This is a genomic window from Streptomyces sp. NPDC044061 (genome assembly GCF_056434305.1).
Map to the genome: position 1 here is coordinate 286,415 of NZ_JBWKFL010000005.1, position 18,763 is coordinate 305,177.

15 protein-coding genes are annotated in these 18,763 nt (G+C 72.0%); 10 read left to right on the top strand and 5 right to left on the bottom strand.

All coding sequences use genetic code 11. From position 1 onward, the window contains the following. Window positions 1-127 precede the first annotated feature (127 nt). Window positions 128-1,777, bottom strand: a complete 1,650-nt coding sequence (locus AC07CM_RS10725; RefSeq protein ID WP_478875989.1) for an acyl-CoA synthetase — start codon at window positions 1,775-1,777, stop codon at window positions 128-130. 187 nt (window positions 1,778-1,964) lie between these two features. Between AC07CM_RS10725 and AC07CM_RS10730 the strand changes: the two genes are divergently transcribed. The 7 genes from AC07CM_RS10730 (at window position 1,965) to AC07CM_RS10760 (ending at window position 8,102) form a co-directional block, all read left to right on the top strand. Beyond that, entirely contained in the window at window positions 1,965-2,765 is an 801-nt protein-coding gene (locus AC07CM_RS10730; protein ID WP_478875990.1) for a crotonase/enoyl-CoA hydratase family protein, read from the top strand. Between the two features lie 177 nt (window positions 2,766-2,942). After that, window positions 2,943-3,884 carry a Zn-ribbon domain-containing OB-fold protein gene (locus AC07CM_RS10735; protein ID WP_478875991.1) on the top strand — a complete coding sequence of 314 codons (942 nt, stop codon included), beginning with the start codon at window positions 2,943-2,945 and terminating at the stop codon, window positions 3,882-3,884. After that, window positions 3,881-4,951 (top strand): thiolase domain-containing protein, encoded by a 1,071-nt coding sequence (locus tag AC07CM_RS10740; protein WP_478875992.1) that lies wholly within the window; start codon window positions 3,881-3,883, stop codon window positions 4,949-4,951. The genes AC07CM_RS10735 and AC07CM_RS10740 overlap by 4 nt, the downstream gene beginning before the upstream one ends. Further along, complete coding sequence (locus AC07CM_RS10745) at window positions 4,948-6,114, top strand: thiolase domain-containing protein (RefSeq protein ID WP_478875993.1); 1,167 nt, start codon at window positions 4,948-4,950, stop codon at window positions 6,112-6,114. Before AC07CM_RS10740 ends, AC07CM_RS10745 begins: the two co-directional genes overlap by 4 nt. Window positions 6,115-6,196: 82 nt before the next feature. Then, window positions 6,197-6,439 (top strand): DUF397 domain-containing protein, encoded by a 243-nt coding sequence (locus tag AC07CM_RS10750; protein ID WP_478875994.1) that lies wholly within the window; start codon window positions 6,197-6,199, stop codon window positions 6,437-6,439. A 151-nt stretch (window positions 6,440-6,590) separates the two neighbouring features. Beyond that, complete coding sequence (locus tag AC07CM_RS10755) at window positions 6,591-7,493, top strand: universal stress protein (RefSeq protein WP_478875995.1); 903 nt, start codon at window positions 6,591-6,593, stop codon at window positions 7,491-7,493. A 111-nt stretch (window positions 7,494-7,604) separates the two neighbouring features. Beyond that, the gene (locus AC07CM_RS10760) at window positions 7,605-8,102 is read left to right on the top strand and encodes a glycosyltransferase family protein (protein ID WP_393882404.1); all 498 of its coding nucleotides are present in this window, start codon (window positions 7,605-7,607) and stop codon (window positions 8,100-8,102) included. A 15-nt stretch (window positions 8,103-8,117) separates the two neighbouring features. On the opposite strand, the gene AC07CM_RS10765 is transcribed toward AC07CM_RS10760, so the two are convergent. Both AC07CM_RS10765 and AC07CM_RS10770 read right to left on the bottom strand, forming a co-directional pair. Continuing rightward, window positions 8,118-10,088 (bottom strand): N-acetylmuramoyl-L-alanine amidase, encoded by a 1,971-nt coding sequence (locus AC07CM_RS10765; protein WP_478875996.1) that lies wholly within the window; start codon window positions 10,086-10,088, stop codon window positions 8,118-8,120. A 271-nt stretch (window positions 10,089-10,359) separates the two neighbouring features. Then, window positions 10,360-11,505 (bottom strand): aminoglycoside phosphotransferase family protein, encoded by a 1,146-nt coding sequence (locus AC07CM_RS10770; RefSeq protein WP_478875997.1) that lies wholly within the window; start codon window positions 11,503-11,505, stop codon window positions 10,360-10,362. Window positions 11,506-11,800: 295 nt separating this feature from the next. Here AC07CM_RS10770 and AC07CM_RS10775 point away from each other — a divergent pair, with 295 nt between their 5' ends. Continuing rightward, complete coding sequence (locus AC07CM_RS10775; RefSeq protein WP_478875998.1) at window positions 11,801-13,294, top strand: DNA-binding protein NsdB; 1,494 nt, start codon at window positions 11,801-11,803, stop codon at window positions 13,292-13,294. Window positions 13,295-13,336: 42 nt separating this feature from the next. Here the strand turns inward: AC07CM_RS10775 and AC07CM_RS10780 are convergent, their stop codons facing one another. After that, window positions 13,337-14,770, bottom strand: a complete 1,434-nt coding sequence (locus AC07CM_RS10780) for a PP2C family protein-serine/threonine phosphatase (RefSeq protein ID WP_478875999.1) — start codon at window positions 14,768-14,770, stop codon at window positions 13,337-13,339. A 347-nt stretch (window positions 14,771-15,117) separates the two neighbouring features. Between AC07CM_RS10780 and AC07CM_RS10785 the strand changes: the two genes are divergently transcribed. After that, window positions 15,118-15,531 carry an SsgA family sporulation/cell division regulator gene (locus AC07CM_RS10785; protein ID WP_478876000.1) on the top strand — a complete coding sequence of 138 codons (414 nt, stop codon included), beginning with the start codon at window positions 15,118-15,120 and terminating at the stop codon, window positions 15,529-15,531. A 140-nt stretch (window positions 15,532-15,671) separates the two neighbouring features. Then, complete coding sequence (locus tag AC07CM_RS10790; protein ID WP_478876001.1) at window positions 15,672-17,699, top strand: phosphocholine-specific phospholipase C; 2,028 nt, start codon at window positions 15,672-15,674, stop codon at window positions 17,697-17,699. Here the strand turns inward: AC07CM_RS10790 and AC07CM_RS10795 are convergent. Next, a complete protein-coding gene (locus AC07CM_RS10795; RefSeq protein ID WP_478876002.1) occupies window positions 17,689-18,714 on the bottom strand; it encodes a Gfo/Idh/MocA family protein in 1,026 nt (341 codons plus the stop codon). The two genes, AC07CM_RS10790 and AC07CM_RS10795, sit on opposite strands and share 11 nt — an antisense overlap. Window positions 18,715-18,763: the final 49 nt, after the last annotated feature.

The window sequence follows — 18,763 nt, forward strand, 5'->3', positions numbered from 1 at the left end:
CCGTAGGTCCTTCCGTGCGAAGCCCGGTGATGGCACGGCGGACCGGGCTCGCAGGGCCGGGCCGCCGACCTCCGTACGGCCCGGGTTCACTCTCCGTTCAAAGTCCCGGGTCAACCGCGCGCAAAGACTACGCCGGTCGCAACGGCCCCCGTGCCCGCGCGGAGGAGGCGTCCGCCGCCACCGCCACCTCCCGGGCCCACCGGTAGTCCGCCTTGCCGCTCGGGGACCGCTGGATGGAGTCCGTGATCACCAGCTGGCGCGGGACCTTGTATCCGGCCAGCCGGGTACGGCAGTGGTCCTGGATGTCGGTCAGCGAGGGACGCCGGGCACCCTCGCGCAGCTGCACCACGGCAGTCACATGGTTGCCCCACGTGGCGTCCGGCACCCCGGCGACCAGGGCGTCGTACACGTCCGGATGTGCCTTGAGCGCCTGCTCGACCTCCTCGGGGTACACCTTCTCGCCCCCGGTGTTGATGCACTGCGAGCCCCGGCCGAGCACGGTGACCACACCCTCCTCGTCCACCGTCGCCATGTCCCCGAGCAGCACCCAGCGCTGCCCGTCCCTCTCGAAGAAGGTCTCGGCCGTCTTGCGCGGGTCGTTGTAGTAGCCGAGCGGCACGTGACCGCACTGCGCCACCCGGCCGATCTCGCCCACGACGACCGGCTCGTGTGTCGCCGGATCCACCACCCTGGTACGGGAGTTGACCCGGATGCGGAAGCCCCGCTCGGGACCCGAGTCGTCCGTCGCGGTGCCGTTGAAGCCGGACTCGGAGGAGCCGAAGTTGTTCAGCAGCATGGCGTTCGGGACGAGTTCCCGGAACTGCCGGCGCACGGTCTCCGACATGATGGCGCCCGACGAGGAGACGCTGAACAGCGCAGAGCAGTCCGTACCCTTCAGCGGGCCGCCGAGTGCGTCGATCAGTGGCCGGAGCATCGCGTCGCCGACCAGCGACACACTGGTGACCTTCTCCCGCTCGATGGTCCGCAACACCTCTTCCGGTATGAACTTGCGGTGCAGCACGACCCGTTGGCCGAATCCGAAGCCGATGAACGCGGTGAGGGTGGACGTTCCGTGCATCAGCGGGGGCGTGGGGAAGAAGGTGATCCCCGAGCCGCCCGCCGCGACCCGTTCGGCCAGCTCCTCGGGGGTCTTCACCGGCTCGCCCGTCGGCGCCCCACCACCGAGGCCCGCGAAGAACAGGTCCTCCTGGCGCCACATCACGCCCTTGGGCATGCCGGTCGTACCGCCGGTGTAGAGGATGAACTGGTCGTCCCCGGAGCGGGCCGGAAAGCCCCGCTCGGGGGACCCGGACGCCTCGGCCTCGGCGAACGCCGACGCACCGGGCACCTCGGCCGCCCCCGGCCCCACCCGCAGCAGATGCCGCAGCCGCGGTGCGCGCGGCAGCGCCGCCGCCACCCGGTCGCCGAACTCCCCGTCGAAGACCAGCGCGACCAGATCCGCGTCCCGGTAGAGGTACACCAACTCCTCTTCGACATACCGGTAGTTGACGTTGACCGGGACGATCCGCGCCTTCAGGCAGGCCAGCACGGTCTGCAGGTACTCGACACCGTTGTACAGGTGGAGGCCCAGATGCTCGCCGGGCCGTATCCCGCTGTCGATCAGGTGGTGGGCGACGCGGTTGGCGGCGGCGTCCAGCTCCGCGTACGTCAGGCGGCGCTCCGCGCCGGTGCCGGGGTGGTCGAGGTACACGAGCGCCTCACGGTCCGGGACCACGTCGACGACCGACTCGAACAGATCGGCAAGGTTGTACTCCACCGCTCCTCCTGACCTCGCACGGCCTGGCGATCCACCGGTTCGCCGGTCATCAGAGCAAAGGGCGCCGCAACTGTGAAGGGTCCGCGCCAAGAAATCTGACTGTCTGTCAGAAAACTCTTGAAGTTCCCTTGAAGTGCCTCCCCGCCTACTGCAACCTGTTCTCGTTCTTACCGAGGGGAGATGGGCAATGGGCGGGACCGAACACCTCACCGTGCAGCGCGAAGGCGCCACACTGGTGCTCACGCTCAACAGGCCCGACGCCAAGAACGCCCTCTCGCTCCCGATGCTCGTCGGCCTCCATGACGGCTGGGCCGAGGCCGACGAGGACGACGCGATCCGCTCGATCGTGCTCACCGGGGCCGGGGGCGCCTTCTGCGCCGGCATGGATCTCAAGGCGCTGGCCGGGGGCGGCATGGCGGGGCAGCAGTACCGCGACCGGCTCAAGGCCGATCCCGACCTGCACTGGAAGGCCATGCTGCGCCACCACCGGCCGCGCAAACCGGTGATCGCCGCCGTCGAGGGGTACTGCGTGGCCGGCGGCACCGAGATCCTGCAGGGCACCGACATCCGGGTCGCGGGCGAGTCCGCGACCTTCGGCCTGTTCGAGGTCAGACGCGGACTGTTCCCGATCGGCGGCTCGACCGTCCGGCTGCAGCGCCAGATCCCGCGCACCCACGCCCTGGAGATGCTGCTCACCGGGCGGCCCTACAGCGCGCGCGAGGCCGCCGCCGTCGGGCTGATCGGGCACGTCGTCCCCGACGGCACCGCGCTCGCCGAGGCGCTGGAGATCGCCGAGCGGATCAACGCCTGCGGACCGCTCGCCGTGGAGGCCGTCAAGGCGTCGGTGTACGAGACCGCCGAGATGACCGAGCGCGACGGACTCGCCGCCGAACTCGCCCGCGGCTGGCCGGTCTTCGACACCGCCGACGCCAAGGAGGGAGCGCGTGCCTTCGCGGAGAAGCGGCCCCCGGTCTACAGGCGCGCCTAGCCGCTCCCCGGGGGCGAGCGGCCGGCGAGCGCCGCTCACGAGCCCGCGGGCCCGCCGCGGCCGGTCGCGCCCGCGGCGGAGCACACATCGACACCGCCCCGCGCCCCTCCCGGGGCGTGCCCGCACCGACCGCTCGGCCCCGGCCCAGCAGCCCGCCCGAGAAGGAGGCAGCCCCCGATGCCCGAAGTCCTCAAAGCCCCGCTCGTCGTCGAGTTCCCCTTCACCCGCTCCCTCGGCCCCGTCCAGAGCGCCTTCCTCACCGGCCTGCGCGAACGCGTGGTCCTCGGGGTGAAGACCACCGACGGCCGCACCCTCGTCCCGCCCGTCGAGTACGACCCCGTCACCGCCGACGAGATCCGCGACCTGGTGGAGGTCGCGCCCACCGGCACGGTCACCACCTGGGCCTGGAACCACGAGCCCCGCCGCGGACAGCCCCTCGCCACCCCCTTCGCCTGGGTCCTGGTCCGGCTCGACGGCGCCGACACCGCCCTGCTGCACGCCCTGGACACCACCGGCCCCGACACCGTGCACACCGGCATGCGGGTGCGGATCCGGTGGGCCGGGGAGCGCACCGGCGCCATCACCGACATCGCCTGCTTCGAGCCCTACGACGGCGAACCGGAGCGACCGGGGGGCCACACCGGCGCCTTCGACGACTCGCTCACCGGGATCGTCGCCCCGGCCCGCCTCGACTACACCTACTCGCCCGGCCGCGCCCAGACCGCCTACATCGACGCCCTCTCCGACCGCCGGACCGTGGGTGAGCGCTGTCCCGTCTGCCGCAAGGTGTACGTCCCGCCGAGGGGCGCGTGCCCCACCTGCGGTGTCGCCACGACGGAACAGGTCGAGCTGGGTCCCCGCGGCACGGTGACCACCTTCTGCATCGTCAACATCAAAGCGAAGGGCCTCGACATCGAGGTGCCGTACGTCTACGCGCACATCGCCCTCGACGGCGCCGACCTCGCCCTGCACGCCCGCATCGGCGGCATCCCCTACGACCAGGTGCGCATGGGCCTGCGCGTCGAGCCGGTGTGGACGGACGACGTCCGTTTCCCCGACCACTACCGGCCCACCGGCGAACCCGACGCGGACTACGAGACGTACAAGGAGCTGCTGTGACCAGCGAGCAGGCCCCCGGCCGCCGGGACATCGCCGTCGTCGCCTTCGCCCAGACCGACCACCGGCGCTCCACCGAGGAGTCCTCCGAGGTCGAGATGCTCATGCCGGTGCTGCACGAGGTCCTGCGGCGGACCGGGCTGAGGACCGCCGACATCGGTTTCACCTGCTCCGGCTCCAGCGACTACCTCGCCGGCCGCGCCTTCTCCTTCACCCTCGCCCTCGACGGCGTCGGCGCCTGGCCGCCGATCTCCGAGTCCCATGTGGAGATGGACGGCGCCTGGGCCCTGTACGAGGCGTGGACCAAGCTGCTCACCGGCGACGCCGACACCGCGCTCGTCTACTCCTACGGCAAGTGCTCACCGGGCTCGGTACGGGACGTGCTGACCCGCCAGCTCGACCCGTACTACGTGGCCCCCCTCTGGCCCGACTCGGTGGCCCTGGCCGCGCTCCAGGCGCAGGCCCTCATCGACGCCGGAGACACCGACGAGCCCGCCCTCGCCGCCGTCGGAGCCCGCAGCCGGGCCGACGCGACCGCCAACCCCCATGCGCAGCACAGGGGTTCGATGCCCCGCGGCGACTACGTCGTACGCCCCCTGCGCACCGGCGACTGCCCGCCGGTCGGCGACGGTGCCGCCGCCGTGATCCTCGCGGCGGGGGAGCGGGCCCGGGAACTGTGCGAGCGGCCCGCCTGGATCCGGGGCATCGACCACCGCATCGAGGCACACGGCCTGGGCGTGCGCGACCTCACCGACTCGCCCTCCACCCGGCTGGCCGCCGAGCGGGCCGGCCTCTTCGAACGCCCCGTCGACACCGCCGAGCTGCACGCGCCGTTCAGCGCGCAGGAGGTCGTGCTGCGCAAGGCGCTCCGGCTCGGCGACGGCGTCCGCGTCAACCCCTCCGGCGGTGCTCTCGCCGCCAACCCGGTCATGGCCGCCGGGCTCATCCGCATCGGCGAGGCCGCCGCCCGCATCCACCGGGGCGGGTCCGACCGCGCCCTCGCCCACGCCACTTCCGGACCCTGCCTGCAGCAGAACCTGGTCGCCGTACTCGAAGGGGATCCACGATGAGCAAGGAGCCCGTGGCCGTCACAGGAGTCGGCCAGACCAAGCACGTGGCCGCCCGCCGGGACGTCTCGATCGCCGGACTCGTCCGCGAGGCCGCCGGGCGGGCGCTCCAGGACGCCGAGCTGACCTGGGCCGCCATCGACGCCGTGGTCATCGGCAAGGCCCCCGACTTCTTCGAGGGCGTCATGATGCCCGAGCTGTACCTCGCCGACGCCCTCGGCGCGGTCGGCAAACCCATGCTGCGGGTGCACACCGCCGGCTCGGTCGGCGGCTCCACCGCCCTCGTCGCCGCCAACCTGGTCGCGGCCCGTGTCCACGGCACCGTCCTCACCCTCGCCTTCGAAAAGCAGTCCGAGTCGAACGCCATGTGGGGCCTGTCGCTCCCCATCCCCTTCCAGCAGCCCCTGCTCGCCGGGGCGGGCGGCTTCTTCGCCCCGCACGTGCGCGCGTACATGCGGCGCAGCGGCGCCCCCGACACCGTCGGCTCCCTCGTCGCCTACAAGGACCGGCGCAACGCGCTGAAGAACCCCTGGGCCCACCTCCATGAGCACGACATCACCCTGGAGAAGGTCCAGGCCTCGCCCATGCTGTGGGACCCGATCCGCTACTCCGAGACCTGCCCGTCCTCCGACGGCGCCTGCGCCATGGTCCTCACCGACCGCGCCGGAGCCGCCCGCGCGCCGCGGCCGCCCGCCTGGATGCTCGGCGGCGCCATGCGCAGCGAGCCGACCCTGTTCGCGGGCAAGGACTTCGTCTCTCCGCAGGCCGGCAAGGACTGCGCCGCCGACGTCTACCGGCAGGCCGGCATCGCCGACCCGCGCCGGGACATCGACGCCGTCGAGATGTACGTGCCGTTCTCCTGGTACGAACCCATGTGGCTGGAGAACCTCGGCTTCGCCGAGGAGGGCGAGGGCTGGAAGCTCACCGAGTCCGGGGTGACCGAGCTGGACGGGGACCTGCCCGTCAACATGTCGGGCGGTGTGCTGTCCACCAACCCCATCGGCGCATCCGGCATGATCCGCTTCGCCGAGGCCGCCCTGCAGGTGCGCGGACAGGCCGGAGAACACCAGGTGGACGGCGCCCGGAAGGTGCTCGGACACGCCTACGGCGGCGGTTCGCAGTTCTTCTCCATGTGGCTCGTGGGCTCCGAGCCCCCCGACTCCTGAAAGGTCCTCCCCACACGGCCTGTCCGCCGTCACAACCGCTCGCTAGGCTGACCGCGGACGACGAAACGGGAGGAGCACGGACGTGGCCGAGAGCACCATCCAGCAGCAGCCGCTCAAGGGCTGGGACAAGCCGGATCTGGACCTCAGCAAGGCCGAGTGGCAGTCCAGCAGCCGAGGACTTGGCGATGTCCAGATCGCCTTCGTCGAGGGGTTCATCGCGATGCGCAACAGCGGCCGCCCGGAAAGCCCTTCCCTGATCTTCACCCCCGCCGAATGGGGCGCCTTCGTCTCCGGCGCACGCGAAGGGGAGTTCGACCTCACCTGAACGATCCGGTACCGATCCGGTACCGCGAGCCGATCCGGGGGTGTTCCGCCCCGATTTCCGGACACGCGACGGACAGCGCCCTGCCGTGGCCGACGCCTGAGCCAGGCTGGCCCCGACAAGGGGAAGGTCGTGTTCCGGAGGTGGGCAGAAGATGAGCAGTGCGCCGGTCATCGCGGCGGTCGACGGTTCGCAGGGAAGCCGACGCGCCCTGGACTGGGCCCTGGACGCCGCCCGCCGCCGCGCGGCACCGCTGCGGGTGGTGCACGTACGCCAGTACGCCGCCTGGGGACAGGCCGACGTACTGGTCGCCGGCCCGCCCGACGCGGCGGGCGACCCGGTGCTCGACGAGGTACGCGCGCTGCTCCTGGAGCGCGTGAATCCGCCCGTCGTGGAGTACGTCGCCATGGAGGGCGTACCGGGCGCCGTGCTGCCCGAACTCGGCACCGACGCCCAGCTGCTGGTCCTCGGCTCGCGGGGCCGGGGCGGCTTCGCCGGCCTGCTGCTCGGCTCCAACAGCATGGCCGCGGCGCGGGATGCCGAGTGCCCGGTGGTCGTCGTACCACCGCCGGACCGCGAGGTCCACGGGGACGGGCCCGCCGAGGCCGGGCCCCGGGTGGTCGTCGGCCTGCACGCCGACAGTCCCGACGAGGCCACTCTCGACCTCGCCTTCGCGGAGGCCGCGCTGCGCGGGGCCCGGGTCCAGGTGATCGCCGCCTACCCCTGGCCGGTGCAGATCTGGTCGGCGCCCGGTCAGCCGGTGCCGCCACCGATCGACCAGGACGCCGTCGCGGGCGAGACCAGGTCCCTCGCCGAGGGCTTCCTGGCTCCGCCCCGGGAGCGGCACGCCGACGTCCGCGCCGACGTGCAGGTGCTCCCCGGCGACGCGGCCGGCCACCTCGTCGCCGCCTCCAAGGGCGCCGACCTGGTCGTCGTGGGCCGCCACCGGCGGCGCCTGCTAGCGCCCGCACGCATGATCGGCTCGGTCACCCACGCGGTCCTGCTGCACGCGGCGAGCCCGGTCGCGGTCGTACCGCCGGCACCGTCCGAGGAGTGAGCGCGCCGGGCCGCTGCACGGGCACGCACCGTCGCGGAGGAGGGTGAAAGGCGGCCGCCGGGCAGGCCGCCCACACGTCGCCGACCAGGCGCGTGCACGTACCATGGCCGCATGTCGTTCCTCCGCCGCCGCAGCGCCACTCCCGCCGGACCCGACTTCGACGTGCTGGCCATGGATCCGGGTGACTGGCCCGGCAACCTCGGCGCGGGTCTGCTGCCCGCCCCGGACGGCACCTGCCAGGGTGTCTTCCTGCGCTACGACCTCTTCGGCGGCCGCGGCCCCGCCATGATCATCGGCAACCTCCCCGAGGGCTCCCCGGCCCGGGACGTCACCGAGGGCGAGATCCCCTTCGAGGTGGGCCAGCTGCTGCTGGCGCTGGAGAACGACGAGGAGGTCACCGTCGTCGGCACCGAGGACACGCCGGTCCTCCAGGGCGACAACCTGCTGATCGTGCGGCGTCTGAAGCTCTCCGAGAGCCGGATCTCCTGTGTCCAGTTCGACCGCAGCGACGGCGTCCTGGTGACCATCGCCGCCTGGGACCGCCCCATCACCGACGACCTGTACGCCCTGCTGAAGCCGCTCCCGGCGGAGCTGTTCCAGCAGGGCTGACGCGGTCGGCCCCGGCTAGCGGGCGGAACCCTCGAGGCTGACGTCCGCGGCGCGCACGAACGCCACCCGGTGGCCGTACTGGATCTCGTAGTACAGGTCCTTGCCCACCACGACCCGGTGCGAGTCGGTGGTGAAGGTGACCGCGTAGTAGTACTCGCCCGGCACCGCGTCACCGACCACGTACTTCTGCCCGGCCGGGATCGTGTACGGCAGCGCGACCACCGACTGCGCGGGCACCCCAGGCGGGTACGCCTCCTTCTCCGGGTACGCCCTGCCGTACACCGGCACGCTCGCCAGACCGTCCTTCGGTGTGACGACGAGACCGGAGGCCCGTACCGCCGTGGGCTCCTTGCGCGGGTTCTCGAACCAGGCCTTCTGCCCGAGGTACCAGATCGCCGTCCAGTCGCCCCAGCGGTCGGCGACCGCGTACTGCTGGCCGGTGGAGACCCGGGAGGACAGATCGTTCACCCCGGTGGTCGGATCCGTCTTCAGCCCGATGTCCTTGATCAGCGGCGCGTTGACGTCGTGGTCGGAGTACAGCCGCACCTCGCCGGAACCGTGCGCCGTGCAGGGCTCGCCCTTGGTGGTGCAGCCCGTGTACACCGGCTGGTTCGAGGCGTAGTCCGGCAGGATCGTCACCAGCGCGGAGTGCTTGCCGCCCGTGCGGTGGAAGGGGTGGCCCAGCAGCTGGAAGTAGTGCCGCCAGTCCCAGTACGGGCCCGGGTCGGTGTGCATCCCGGGGATGGTGGAGGTGGTCGGGCCGGGCACGTTGTCGTGGCCCAGGATGTGCTGCCGGTCCAGCGGGATGTCGTACGCGCGGGCCAGGTACTTCACCAGCCGCGCCGAGGACCGGTACATAGCCTCCGTGTACCAGGCGTCCGGAGCGGTGAGGAAGCCCTCGTGCTCGATGCCGACGGACCGGGCGTTGATGTCCCAGTTGCCCGCGTGCCAGGCGACGTCCTTCGCCTTGACGTGCTGGGCGATCAGACCGTCGGTGGACCGGATGGTGTAGTTCCAGGACACATAGGTCGGGTCCTGGATCAGGTTCAGCACCCCGTCCCAGGAGCCCTCCGTGTCATGGATGACGATGTACTTGATGCGCTGTGACGCCGGGCGGTCGCCGAGGTCGTGGTTGCCGTAGTCGTCGTTCCCGAACTGGGCGTACGGCGCCGGGATCCACTCGCACGACACCGACCGGGGGCACTCGACCTCGTCCGCCGGGACCGTGCGCAGCCCGGCGCGCCTCAGCTGGGCGGTGTCGGCTGCCAGGTGCGGCTGGGCGGCGAGGGCGACCAGCTGGCCGTCGTCCGTGGTGCGTTCCCCGCCCGTGCGCAGCACGTGGTACACGTCGTTCGCGTACGCCGCCGCGGTCGCCGTGTCGTCCGCGCCGGAGAAGCGGGCCACCGCGCCGTACCAGTCCGCCGGGTTCGCGCTCGCCGGCTCGCCCAGCTCCTTCTGGGCCGCGGCGAGGAGGGCGGCGCCACCGGCGATGTTGGCGGCCGGATCGGTGCGCAGCTCGGCCGCCGGACGCCCCGTCAGCTCGGCCGCCCTGGGCAGGGTCTTGAGGCGGGCCGGGAGCGCCGAGTTCGCGGGCACGTCGACGTCCGGGTGCAGGGCCGCGCGGGCGCTGTCGCCGCGGGCGTCCTCGGTGCCCTCGGCGAGGTGCTCGGTCGTGGCGAGCGCGGTACGGGCGTCCGTCAGGTGCATCGGGCCGTAGCCACCGGCCACGCTGGGCGCGCCGGCGTGCGAGTCCCAGCGGGACTGCAGGTAGGAGACGGCCAGCAGGACGCTCTGCGGCACCTGGTACTCGGCTGCCGCCGTGGCGAAGGCGTGTTGCAGCCGGCCGGCGGAGGACTCCGCCGAGTTCTGGGCCGGGGCGGCGCCGAGCAGCGGCAGCACCAGGGCCGCGGTGGCCAGTGTGCCCGCGGTCCGCCTCAGTTGTCTGTGGCCGGGTGTGGACGTGGGGTCGGTGGCGGATCCTCGCAATGCGGCCTCCTGTGACGGGCGGGGCGTGGCGGGACGGGCGGCGCCGAGCAGGGTCAGTCGTACCGGCTTGCCGATGATCCGTCAATGATGCCTTCACGGAGCTGATTTCCCACGTCACGAAGGGGTTCGGCGAGTTTCGCGGCGGCGGCGCGCGGGCCTGCGGGGCGTCAGTGGCGTACACCAGTGGGCGCCTTGGAACGGCCCGGGTCCGAACACACGAAGGTCCGCGGTGCGCCGCCGCTCTGGGCACACCGCGGAACCGTCGTCCCCGTCAGCGAGTGCCGACCGCCGCTCGCACGGCCCGGCGGGCCAGCTGGCAGTCGTCGTGCAGCCGCCTGAGCAGCAGCCGCTGTTCCTCGCCGGACGGCGCAGCACCCGGGTGGGCCGTGCCCGGTGCCGCCGGGGCCGTATCGTGCATCGAACGCTGCACGGCCGTCTCGTACGTACGGATCTCCCTGGTCAGGAGCAGCATCAGGTTCACCAGGAAGGCGTCCCGGGAGGCCGGGCCCGCCGACTGGGCGATCTGGCTGATCTGACGTCGTGCCACCGGCGCGTCCCCGAGTACCAGCCACAGCGTCGCCAGGTCGTACCCCGGCAGATACCAGCCCGCGTGCTCCCAGTCCACCAGCACTGGACCGGCCGGTGAGAGCAGGATGTTCGAGAGCAGTGCGTCACCGTGGCAGAACTGGCCCATCCCCTGGCGGCCCGCCGCGTGTGCGATCCCGCGCAGCAGCTTCTGCAGGTCGCCCAGGTCCCGGTCGGTCAGCAGGCCCAGCTCGTGGTACCGGGAGATGCGGGCGGCGTAGTCCAGGGGGGCGTCGAAGGTGCCCGCGGGGGGCCGCCACGCGTTCAGCCGGCAGATCGCGCCGAGCGCGGCCCGGATGTCCGGCCGGGGCGGGGCCTCCAACGGGTGCCGATGGAGCGCCGCCACCCGGCCCGGCATGCGCTCGATCACCAGGGTGCAGTTGTCCGGGTCCGCCGCGATCAGCCTCGGCGCCCGCACCGGCGGCCGGTGCCGGACGAACGAGCGGTATGCGGCTATTTCGTGGCGGATCCGATCCGCCCACGCGGGCGACTGGTCCAGGAGACACTTGGCCACGGCCGTACTGCGTCCCGTCGTCCCGACCAGGAGGACGGACCGTCCGCTGCGGCGCAGCACCTGCACCGGGGCGAACTCGGGACAGATCCGGTGCACCGAGGCGATCGCGGTGCGCAGTTGTGCGCCCTGGGGACCCGACAGGTCCAGTCTGCCGCTGAGCGGTTGCGGTCCGGCCTGGCCCGGAATGCGCCGCAGCCGGCCCGTGCCGAGCACGGGGGTTCCCGGCCGCGCCGCCGGGTCGAGGTACGGCCCGCCGCCCGCCGGGCGGGGACGCAGTGGCCGGGGCGGAGCGGACACGGAGGACGACGCTGCGTTCATGGGAGATACAGATCCCTTCCTGTGCCTGCGGTGCCTGCCTGTGACTCAACGCCCGGAACACATGTGCCAGAGCGTGTTCTGAGTCCATACGCCCACCCGCCCCGGCCGCCCGGGTACACCCTGGGGAATGTGCCCGTCATATCCAGTGGCGACCGGGTCGGGGTGGCGCGTTCCTACTCGACACCCGATGCCCAGTGGCACACCATCTGGCGCACCCTGGCGAACCGTGGCGAATAGTCGCCCGGCAACCTCCACGGGGCTACTGTCAACTCAGCCGAGAACCTGGGGGCTTGACGTGAGCGGACAACCCAACGCCCGCCTGGCGGACCTGTTCGGCCTGGCCGGCTGGTCCAAGGGCGAACTCGCGAGGCTGGTCAACAAGCAGGCGGTGGCCATGGGCCACCCCCAGCTGTCGACCGACACCTCCCGGGTGCGGCGGTGGATCGACACGGGAGAGATCCCGCGCGATCCCGTGCCGCGGGTGCTGGCGGCCCTGTTCACCGAGCGTCTCGGCCGTGTCGTGACCATCGAGGACCTCGGTCTGGTACGGCACGGGCGTACGGGGAAACGGCAGGGCGACGGGATCGAGGAACATCCCGACGACGTGCCATGGGCGCCCGAACGTACCGCCGCGGTCCTCACCGAATTCACGGGAATGGACCTCATGCTCAACCGACGCGGCTTGGTGGGCGCGGGTGCCGCGCTCGCCGCGGGATCCACACTCAGCAGCGCCATGCACGACTGGTTGCACACCGACCCGACCCTGAAGGCCGACGCCCCTGTCGTCCACGACCCCCTGCACGCCGACCCCGCTGGGTTCGACCGTTACGAGGCCGCCCCCATCGGGTCGCAGGAGATCGAGGAACTGGAGCGTTCGGTCGAGGTGTTCCGCGCCTGGGACGCCGCCCGTGGCGGCGGGCTCCAGCGCAAGGCGGTCGTGGGCCAGCTCAACGAGGTGGGCGGCATGCTCGCCTACCACCACCCACCCCATCTCCAGCGGCGCCTGTGGGGCGTCGCCGCCAACCTCGCCGTCCTCGCGGGCTGGATGTCGCACGACGTCGGCCTGGAGCCCACGGCCCAGAAGTACTTCGTCATCGCCGCCCATGCCGCCAGAGAGGGCGGTGACCGGCCGCGCGCCGGGGAAGCCCTGTCCCGGGCGGCCCGTCAGATGGTGCACCTCGGCCGGCCCGACGACGCGCTGGACCTGATGAAGCTCGCCCAGTCCGGTGCGGGGGAGCGCCTGCAGCCGCGTACGAAGGCGATGTTCCACACCATCGAGGCCTGGGCGCAGGCGGCCATGGGCAAGAGCCAGGCGATGCGCCGCACCCTCGGCCAGGCGGAGGACCTCTTCGTCTCCGACCGGCAGGACGCGGAACCGCCGGACTGGATGCAGACCTTCAAGGACGAGGATCTGTACGGCATGCAGGCCCTCGCCTACCGCACGCTGGCGGAGTTCGACCCGAGTGCGGCCGCGCACGCCCAGCACTACGCGGAGAAGGCCCTGGCCCTGCGCGTCGACGGACGGGAGCGGTCCAAGATCTTCGACCATCTGTCCATGGCCTCGGCCTGCTTCATCGCCGACGACCCGGAACAGGCCGACCGTTACGCACGGCTGGCCCTGATGTCGATGGGCTCGAACTCCTCCCGCCGTACCTGGGACCGGTTGCGGCAGATGTACCGGCTCACCGCGGAGTACGCCGAATACCCGAAGATCCACGAACTGCGGGAGCAGATCAGGCTCGCCCTGCCGAAGCCGAGGGGAGGGCGCGACGACAGCGCACAGGCGTAGCGGCCCGTGCGCTGTGTTCTTCGGCAGGTGACGTAGGTCAGTTCACGCGGTGACCTTGGCGACGAGTACACAGGCGTCGTCCTCGCGCCCGGCTCCGCCGAACTCCTCCACGACCGTCCGCACGCAGTCCTGTGCGGTGCGCGCCGCGTCGAGGCGCGGGGCGAGGTCGAGCAGGCGGTCCACGGCGGTCGTCCCGGTGTGCCCGGACACCAGCCCGTCGGTGTGCAGCAGGAGGAGGTCGCCGGGCTCCAGGGTCACTTCGGCCTGCCCGTAGGTGGCGCCCGTGGTGGCGCCGAGCAGGACGCCGTCCGGTGCCCTCAGCGGGCGCCCCGTCCCGTCGCGGTACAGCAGTGGGGCGGGGTGTCCTGCCTGCGCCCATGCCAGGGTGCGGGTCTCGGGCCGGTAGTGGCAGCAGACGGCGCTGCCGAGGGCGGGTTGCACGGTGGCGTCGAGTAACTGGTTGAGCATGGCCAGCAGTTGGCCGGGTTCGCTGCCTGCCATCGCCATGCCGCGCACGGCACCCAGCAGCATCGCCATGCCGGAGGTGACGGCGACACCGTGTCCGGTGAGGTCGCCGACGCTGAGCAGCGTCGCGCCGTCGGACAGCTCCAGCGCGTCGTACCAGTCGCCGCCGATCAGGGCGCTCGTCGTGGCCGGCAGATAGTGGGTGGCGAGGTCGAGGGTCTGCGGGCCGCGGTGCGGGAGCCGCAGGGAGCCGCGCCATGGCGGCAGCACGGCTTCCTGCAACTCGACCGCGAGCCGGTGCTCGGTCTGGGCCTGGCTCCGGTGGTGCTGCAGCGAGTCACGGGTCTCGCGCACGGTCCGCCGGTGGCGGCGCAGTTCACTGACGTCGCGGAGCACGGCCCACATCGAGGCGGTGCCGCCGTCGGCGCCGAGCACGGGCTCGCCCATCATGTGCACGGTCCGCACGGAGTCGTCCGGCCGTACGACGCGGAACTCGCCGTCGATCGGCCTGCCGTCGACCAGGCAGTCCGTCACCATCGAGGTCAGCTTCGGCCGGTCCTCCGCGAGGACCAGGGCGGGCAGCTCGTCCAGGGTGAGCGCGGGGGCCGACGGGTCGAGCCCCAGGATCTGGTACAGCTCCCCTGACCAGCTCGCCTCGTCCGTGAGCAGGTTCCACTCCGCGCTGCCGACCCGGCTGAGCAGCGAGCCGCGCAGTGCGGCGGCCGATGCAGGCCGGACCACCGGGGTGCCGGCGGGCTCCGGGACCGGGAGGGGTGCCGGGCCGTCCCGCAGTTGCGCCAAGTGGCCGTCCAGGTCGTCGAGTTGGAGCAGTGCGAGGTCGTACAGTGCTCGCTGCCAGCGTTCCTCCGGGTCCGAGCCCTCGCTGGGCGTGTCCCGCCGCACCGCGTCCACGTCGCCCTTGAGTCGTCGCGCCTGCGTTATCAAGGCCTCGACCGAGCCGCGACCGGGCGGCTGGGCGGCTGAGCGGTCCGCGGAGACTGGGGACGGCATGACGCACTCCGATGGGGGACGGTACGGCCAGGGAGGACGGAGGGACCGCTACGACTGTGGCACAGCCCGCGACGCCCTGTAAGGGATTTGGCAACACACGATACGGTGGTGCTTCCGGCATATGCCAGAGTCTTCCCGGCGTGTTCCGGGGGTATGGACCGCGTACGCGTGACGCGCCGCAAGTCGTAGACGGACTACGAGACTTGACGGAGAGTCGAAAGCTTCGGCGTAGCGCTCAGGCGCTTGTTCGACGCTCTGGTGTTCCATGATGCGCCGACCTGTCGACGCGCACCAACTCTGTCCGGAATTGGCGTCCTGGGAACGGCTCCCGCCGACTCCTTAATGGCATGGACGTCATCATCGAGCAGCCCGCCCATGCCCGTCTCATCACAGCCGAGGACGAGGAGGTCCCGGTGTCCGCCGTCCTGCGCTACGCGGCGGACGATCCGCTGGCCGTCTTCGTGGACTTCCCGCCCGAGGCCACCCTGGACGGCGACGCGGTCACCTGGACCTTCGCACGCTCCCTGCTGGACCAGGGCCTGCGGGCCCCGGCCGGCCACGGGGACGTGCAGATCTGGCCGTACGGCCGCACCCGGACGGTCTTCGAACTCCATTCGCCGTGCGGCCTCGCGCTGCTCCAGTTCCCGACCTCGGCGCTGCGCCGCTTCCTGCTGCACAGCTACGCCCTGGTGCCGGCCGGACAGGAGGACGTCGGGGCGGTCGTGGAACGGGGACTGAGCGCCCTGTTCGGCGGCGTGTGAGAGGGATCCGCCCCTGGGGGCGGCGACTTAGGCTGCTGTTCACCCGTGCCTCACCGCGTGTGTATGGACCCCGACGACCACCGCGTGCACCCTGGCGCGCGGTGTGCCGCAGGGGCACTCCGCTGACGAGGGCGGGGCGAATGACACCGATCAGCCGAAGAGGCTTCGTGGGGCTCGGCGCTTCCGTGGCGGCGGGCGTGGCGCTGGGCGGCGCGAACGCCCGCACGGCGGCCGCGGCCGGGACCGCGGCGACCGGCACGATCAAGGACGTGAAGCACGTGGTCGTCCTCATGCAGGAGAACCGCAGCTTCGACCACTACTTCGGGCGCCTGAAGGGCGTCCGCGGCTTCGACGACCGCAGCGGCATCACCCTGAGCGGCGGCCACCCCGTCTTCGACCAGCCGAACGGGACCGGCCGCCAGTACCCGTGGAAGCTCAGCGCCACGCCGTCCGCCGGCGGCAAGGACGGCGAGACCCTCGCCCAGTGCAACGGCGACCTGCCGCATTCCTGGTCCTCCCAGCACTCCGCGTGGAACAGGGGCCGGCTGGACAACTGGGTCGCGGGCGTCGGCAACGTCCGCTCGCTCGGCTACCTCGACCGATCCGACATCCCCTTCCACTACGCGCTCGCCGACAACTACACGGTCTGCGACGCCTACTTCTGCTCCGCCCTGAGTGCCACCGGCCCCAACCGCACCTACCTGTGGAGCGGCAAGGTCGACTCCACCAGCTACGACGGCGGCGACGAGTCCGGCCTCACCTGGCAGAACTACGCCGAGTCCCTGCAGGCCGCCGGAGTGACCTGGAAGGTCTACCAGAACGCGGCGGACAACTACGGCGACAACGGCTGCGCCTACTTCAAGAACTTCGCGAACGCCAAGGCGGGCGACCCGCTCCACGACCGGGGCATGTCCTCCGTCCCGAAGGTCACCGGCTCGACGCCGGACGACATCGCCGCCGCCATCAAGGCCGACGTCCTCGCGGGCACCCTCCCGCAGGTCTCCTGGGTGGTCCCCAACCAGGCCTTCTCCGAGCACCCGTACGCCCCGCCCGGCGACGGCGCCCATTTCGTCAGCCTGGTCTACCAGGCCCTCGCCGCGGACGCGGACGTCTTCGACTCGACGGTCCTGTTCCTGAACTACGACGAGAACGACGGCTGCTTCGACCACGTCCCGCCGCCGGTCCCGCCCGCCGGTACGGCCGGGGAGTTCCTGAACGGCGTGCCGTACGGCTTCGGCTTCCGCGTCCCGATGATCGTCGTCTCGCCCTGGACGCGCGGCGGCTGGGTCTCCTCGGAGGTCTTCGAGCACACCTCGGTGCTGCGCTTCCTGGAGACCTGGACGGCTGCCCTGGGCAAGCCCGCCGACTGTCCCAACATCAGCGCCTGGCGGCGCAAGGTGAGCGGCGACCTGACCGGCGTCTTCGACTTCGCCAACCCGGTCCACGGCTCCCTCGCGCTGCCCGCGACGAGCGTCATCGGCATGAACACCTGCGGCCCGCTGCCCAACCCCGTGCCGACGAACAACGCCCTGCCCGTCCAGGAGCCCGGCACCCGCCCGGCCCGCGCGCTGCCCTACCAGCCGGGCGGCTACCTTGACCACCTGGAGTTCGGGTCCGCCGGGAAGATCCTCGCCTGGTTCACCATGACCAACCAGGGCGGCCCGGCGGCCAGGGCGGCACACTTCTCGATCCACCCCAACGCCTACCGCGACACCACACCCTGGCAGTACACCGTCGACCCGGCCGGCACCGCGTCCGACTCCTTCAACATCGGCACCGGCTACGGCAACGGCAAGTACGACCTGACCATGGTCGGCCCCAACCGCTTCCTGCGCCGCTTCCAGGGCGACGCCACCAAGGAGGGCAGGTCGGCGGAGGTGAGCACCCGCTACGCCGTGGAGCCCGGCACGGGCAAGCTCGCGATCTACTTCAAGATGACCAACTCGGGTTCGTCGGCGGTGAAGTTCACCATCACCTCCAACCACTACCGCGGCGACGGCCCCTGGACCTACACCGTCGCCGCGGGCACCTCGGCGGAGGACTTCTTCAACGCCGTCGCGTACCAGAACGGCTGGTACGACTTCACGGTGGCCGTCGACTCCGACGCCACCTGGTCGCGCCGGTTCACCGGCCACCTGGAGACGGGCGCCGCGAGCGTCAGCGGCTGAGCTCCGCGTACAGGTCCGGGCGCGGGGCCAGACCGACGGCGACGCGGCCCCCGGTCTCCAGCGCCCGGACCCCGGCCTCGGCGACGACGGAGGCCGCGTAGCCGTCCCAGACGCTCGGCCCGGTGACCTCGCCGCGCCGGGTGGCGTCGACCCACGCCTGCACCTCGCGGTCGTAGGCGTCGGCGAACCGGACGAGGTAGTCCTGCGCCACCTCCTCGGCGGCGCCGCCCCGGGTGGTGACCACCATGGTGTGCTCGTCGCCGATCCTCGCACTGCCCGACTCGCACACGGCCTCGCAGCGCACCTGGTAGCCGAAGCCGCAGTTGACGAAGACCTCCACGTCGACCAGGGCGCCGCGCTCGGTCTCGAAGAGCACGAACTGCGGATCGGCCAGGCCCTGCGGAGCGCCCGCCGAGGACGCCGGACGCAGCACCGTGACCGCCGTCAGCTCCTGCCCGAGCAGCCAGCGGGCGGCGTCGATCTCGTGCGAGACGGAGCTGTTGATCAGCATGGCGCTGGTGAAGTGACCGGGGGAGGAGACGTTGCGGTGGGTGCAGTGCAGCATCAGCGGGCGCCCGAGGCCGCCCCCGTCCAGCAGGGACTTCAGCCGCCGGTACTCGGTGTCGTAGCGCCGCATGAAGCCGATCTGCGCCAGCCGCCGGCCGAGCCGGGCCTCGGCCTCCACCACCCGCAGGGCACCCGTGGAGTCCGGCACCATGGGCTTCTCGCACAGCACGGGCAGACCGCGCTCGAAGGCGGCGAGCAGCGCCTCCTCGTGCGCGGGGCCGGGCGAGGCGATCAGCACGGCCGCCACGTCCGGCGCGTCGAGCGCGGCCGTCGGGTCCGTGTGCACGGCGACGCCGTCCAGGCCGGCCACCGCCGCCTTCGCCCGTTCGACGTCGGGGTCGGCGACGGCGGCCACCCTCGCGCCGCTCACCGCCTCGTCGAGTCGTCGTATGTGGTCGGCGCCCATGTGTCCGGCACCCAGTACGGCCACACCCAACAGGTCACCCATGCGCGCGCTCCCTCTCGCCGACGATCACTTCGTAGCGTACGTCGGTCAG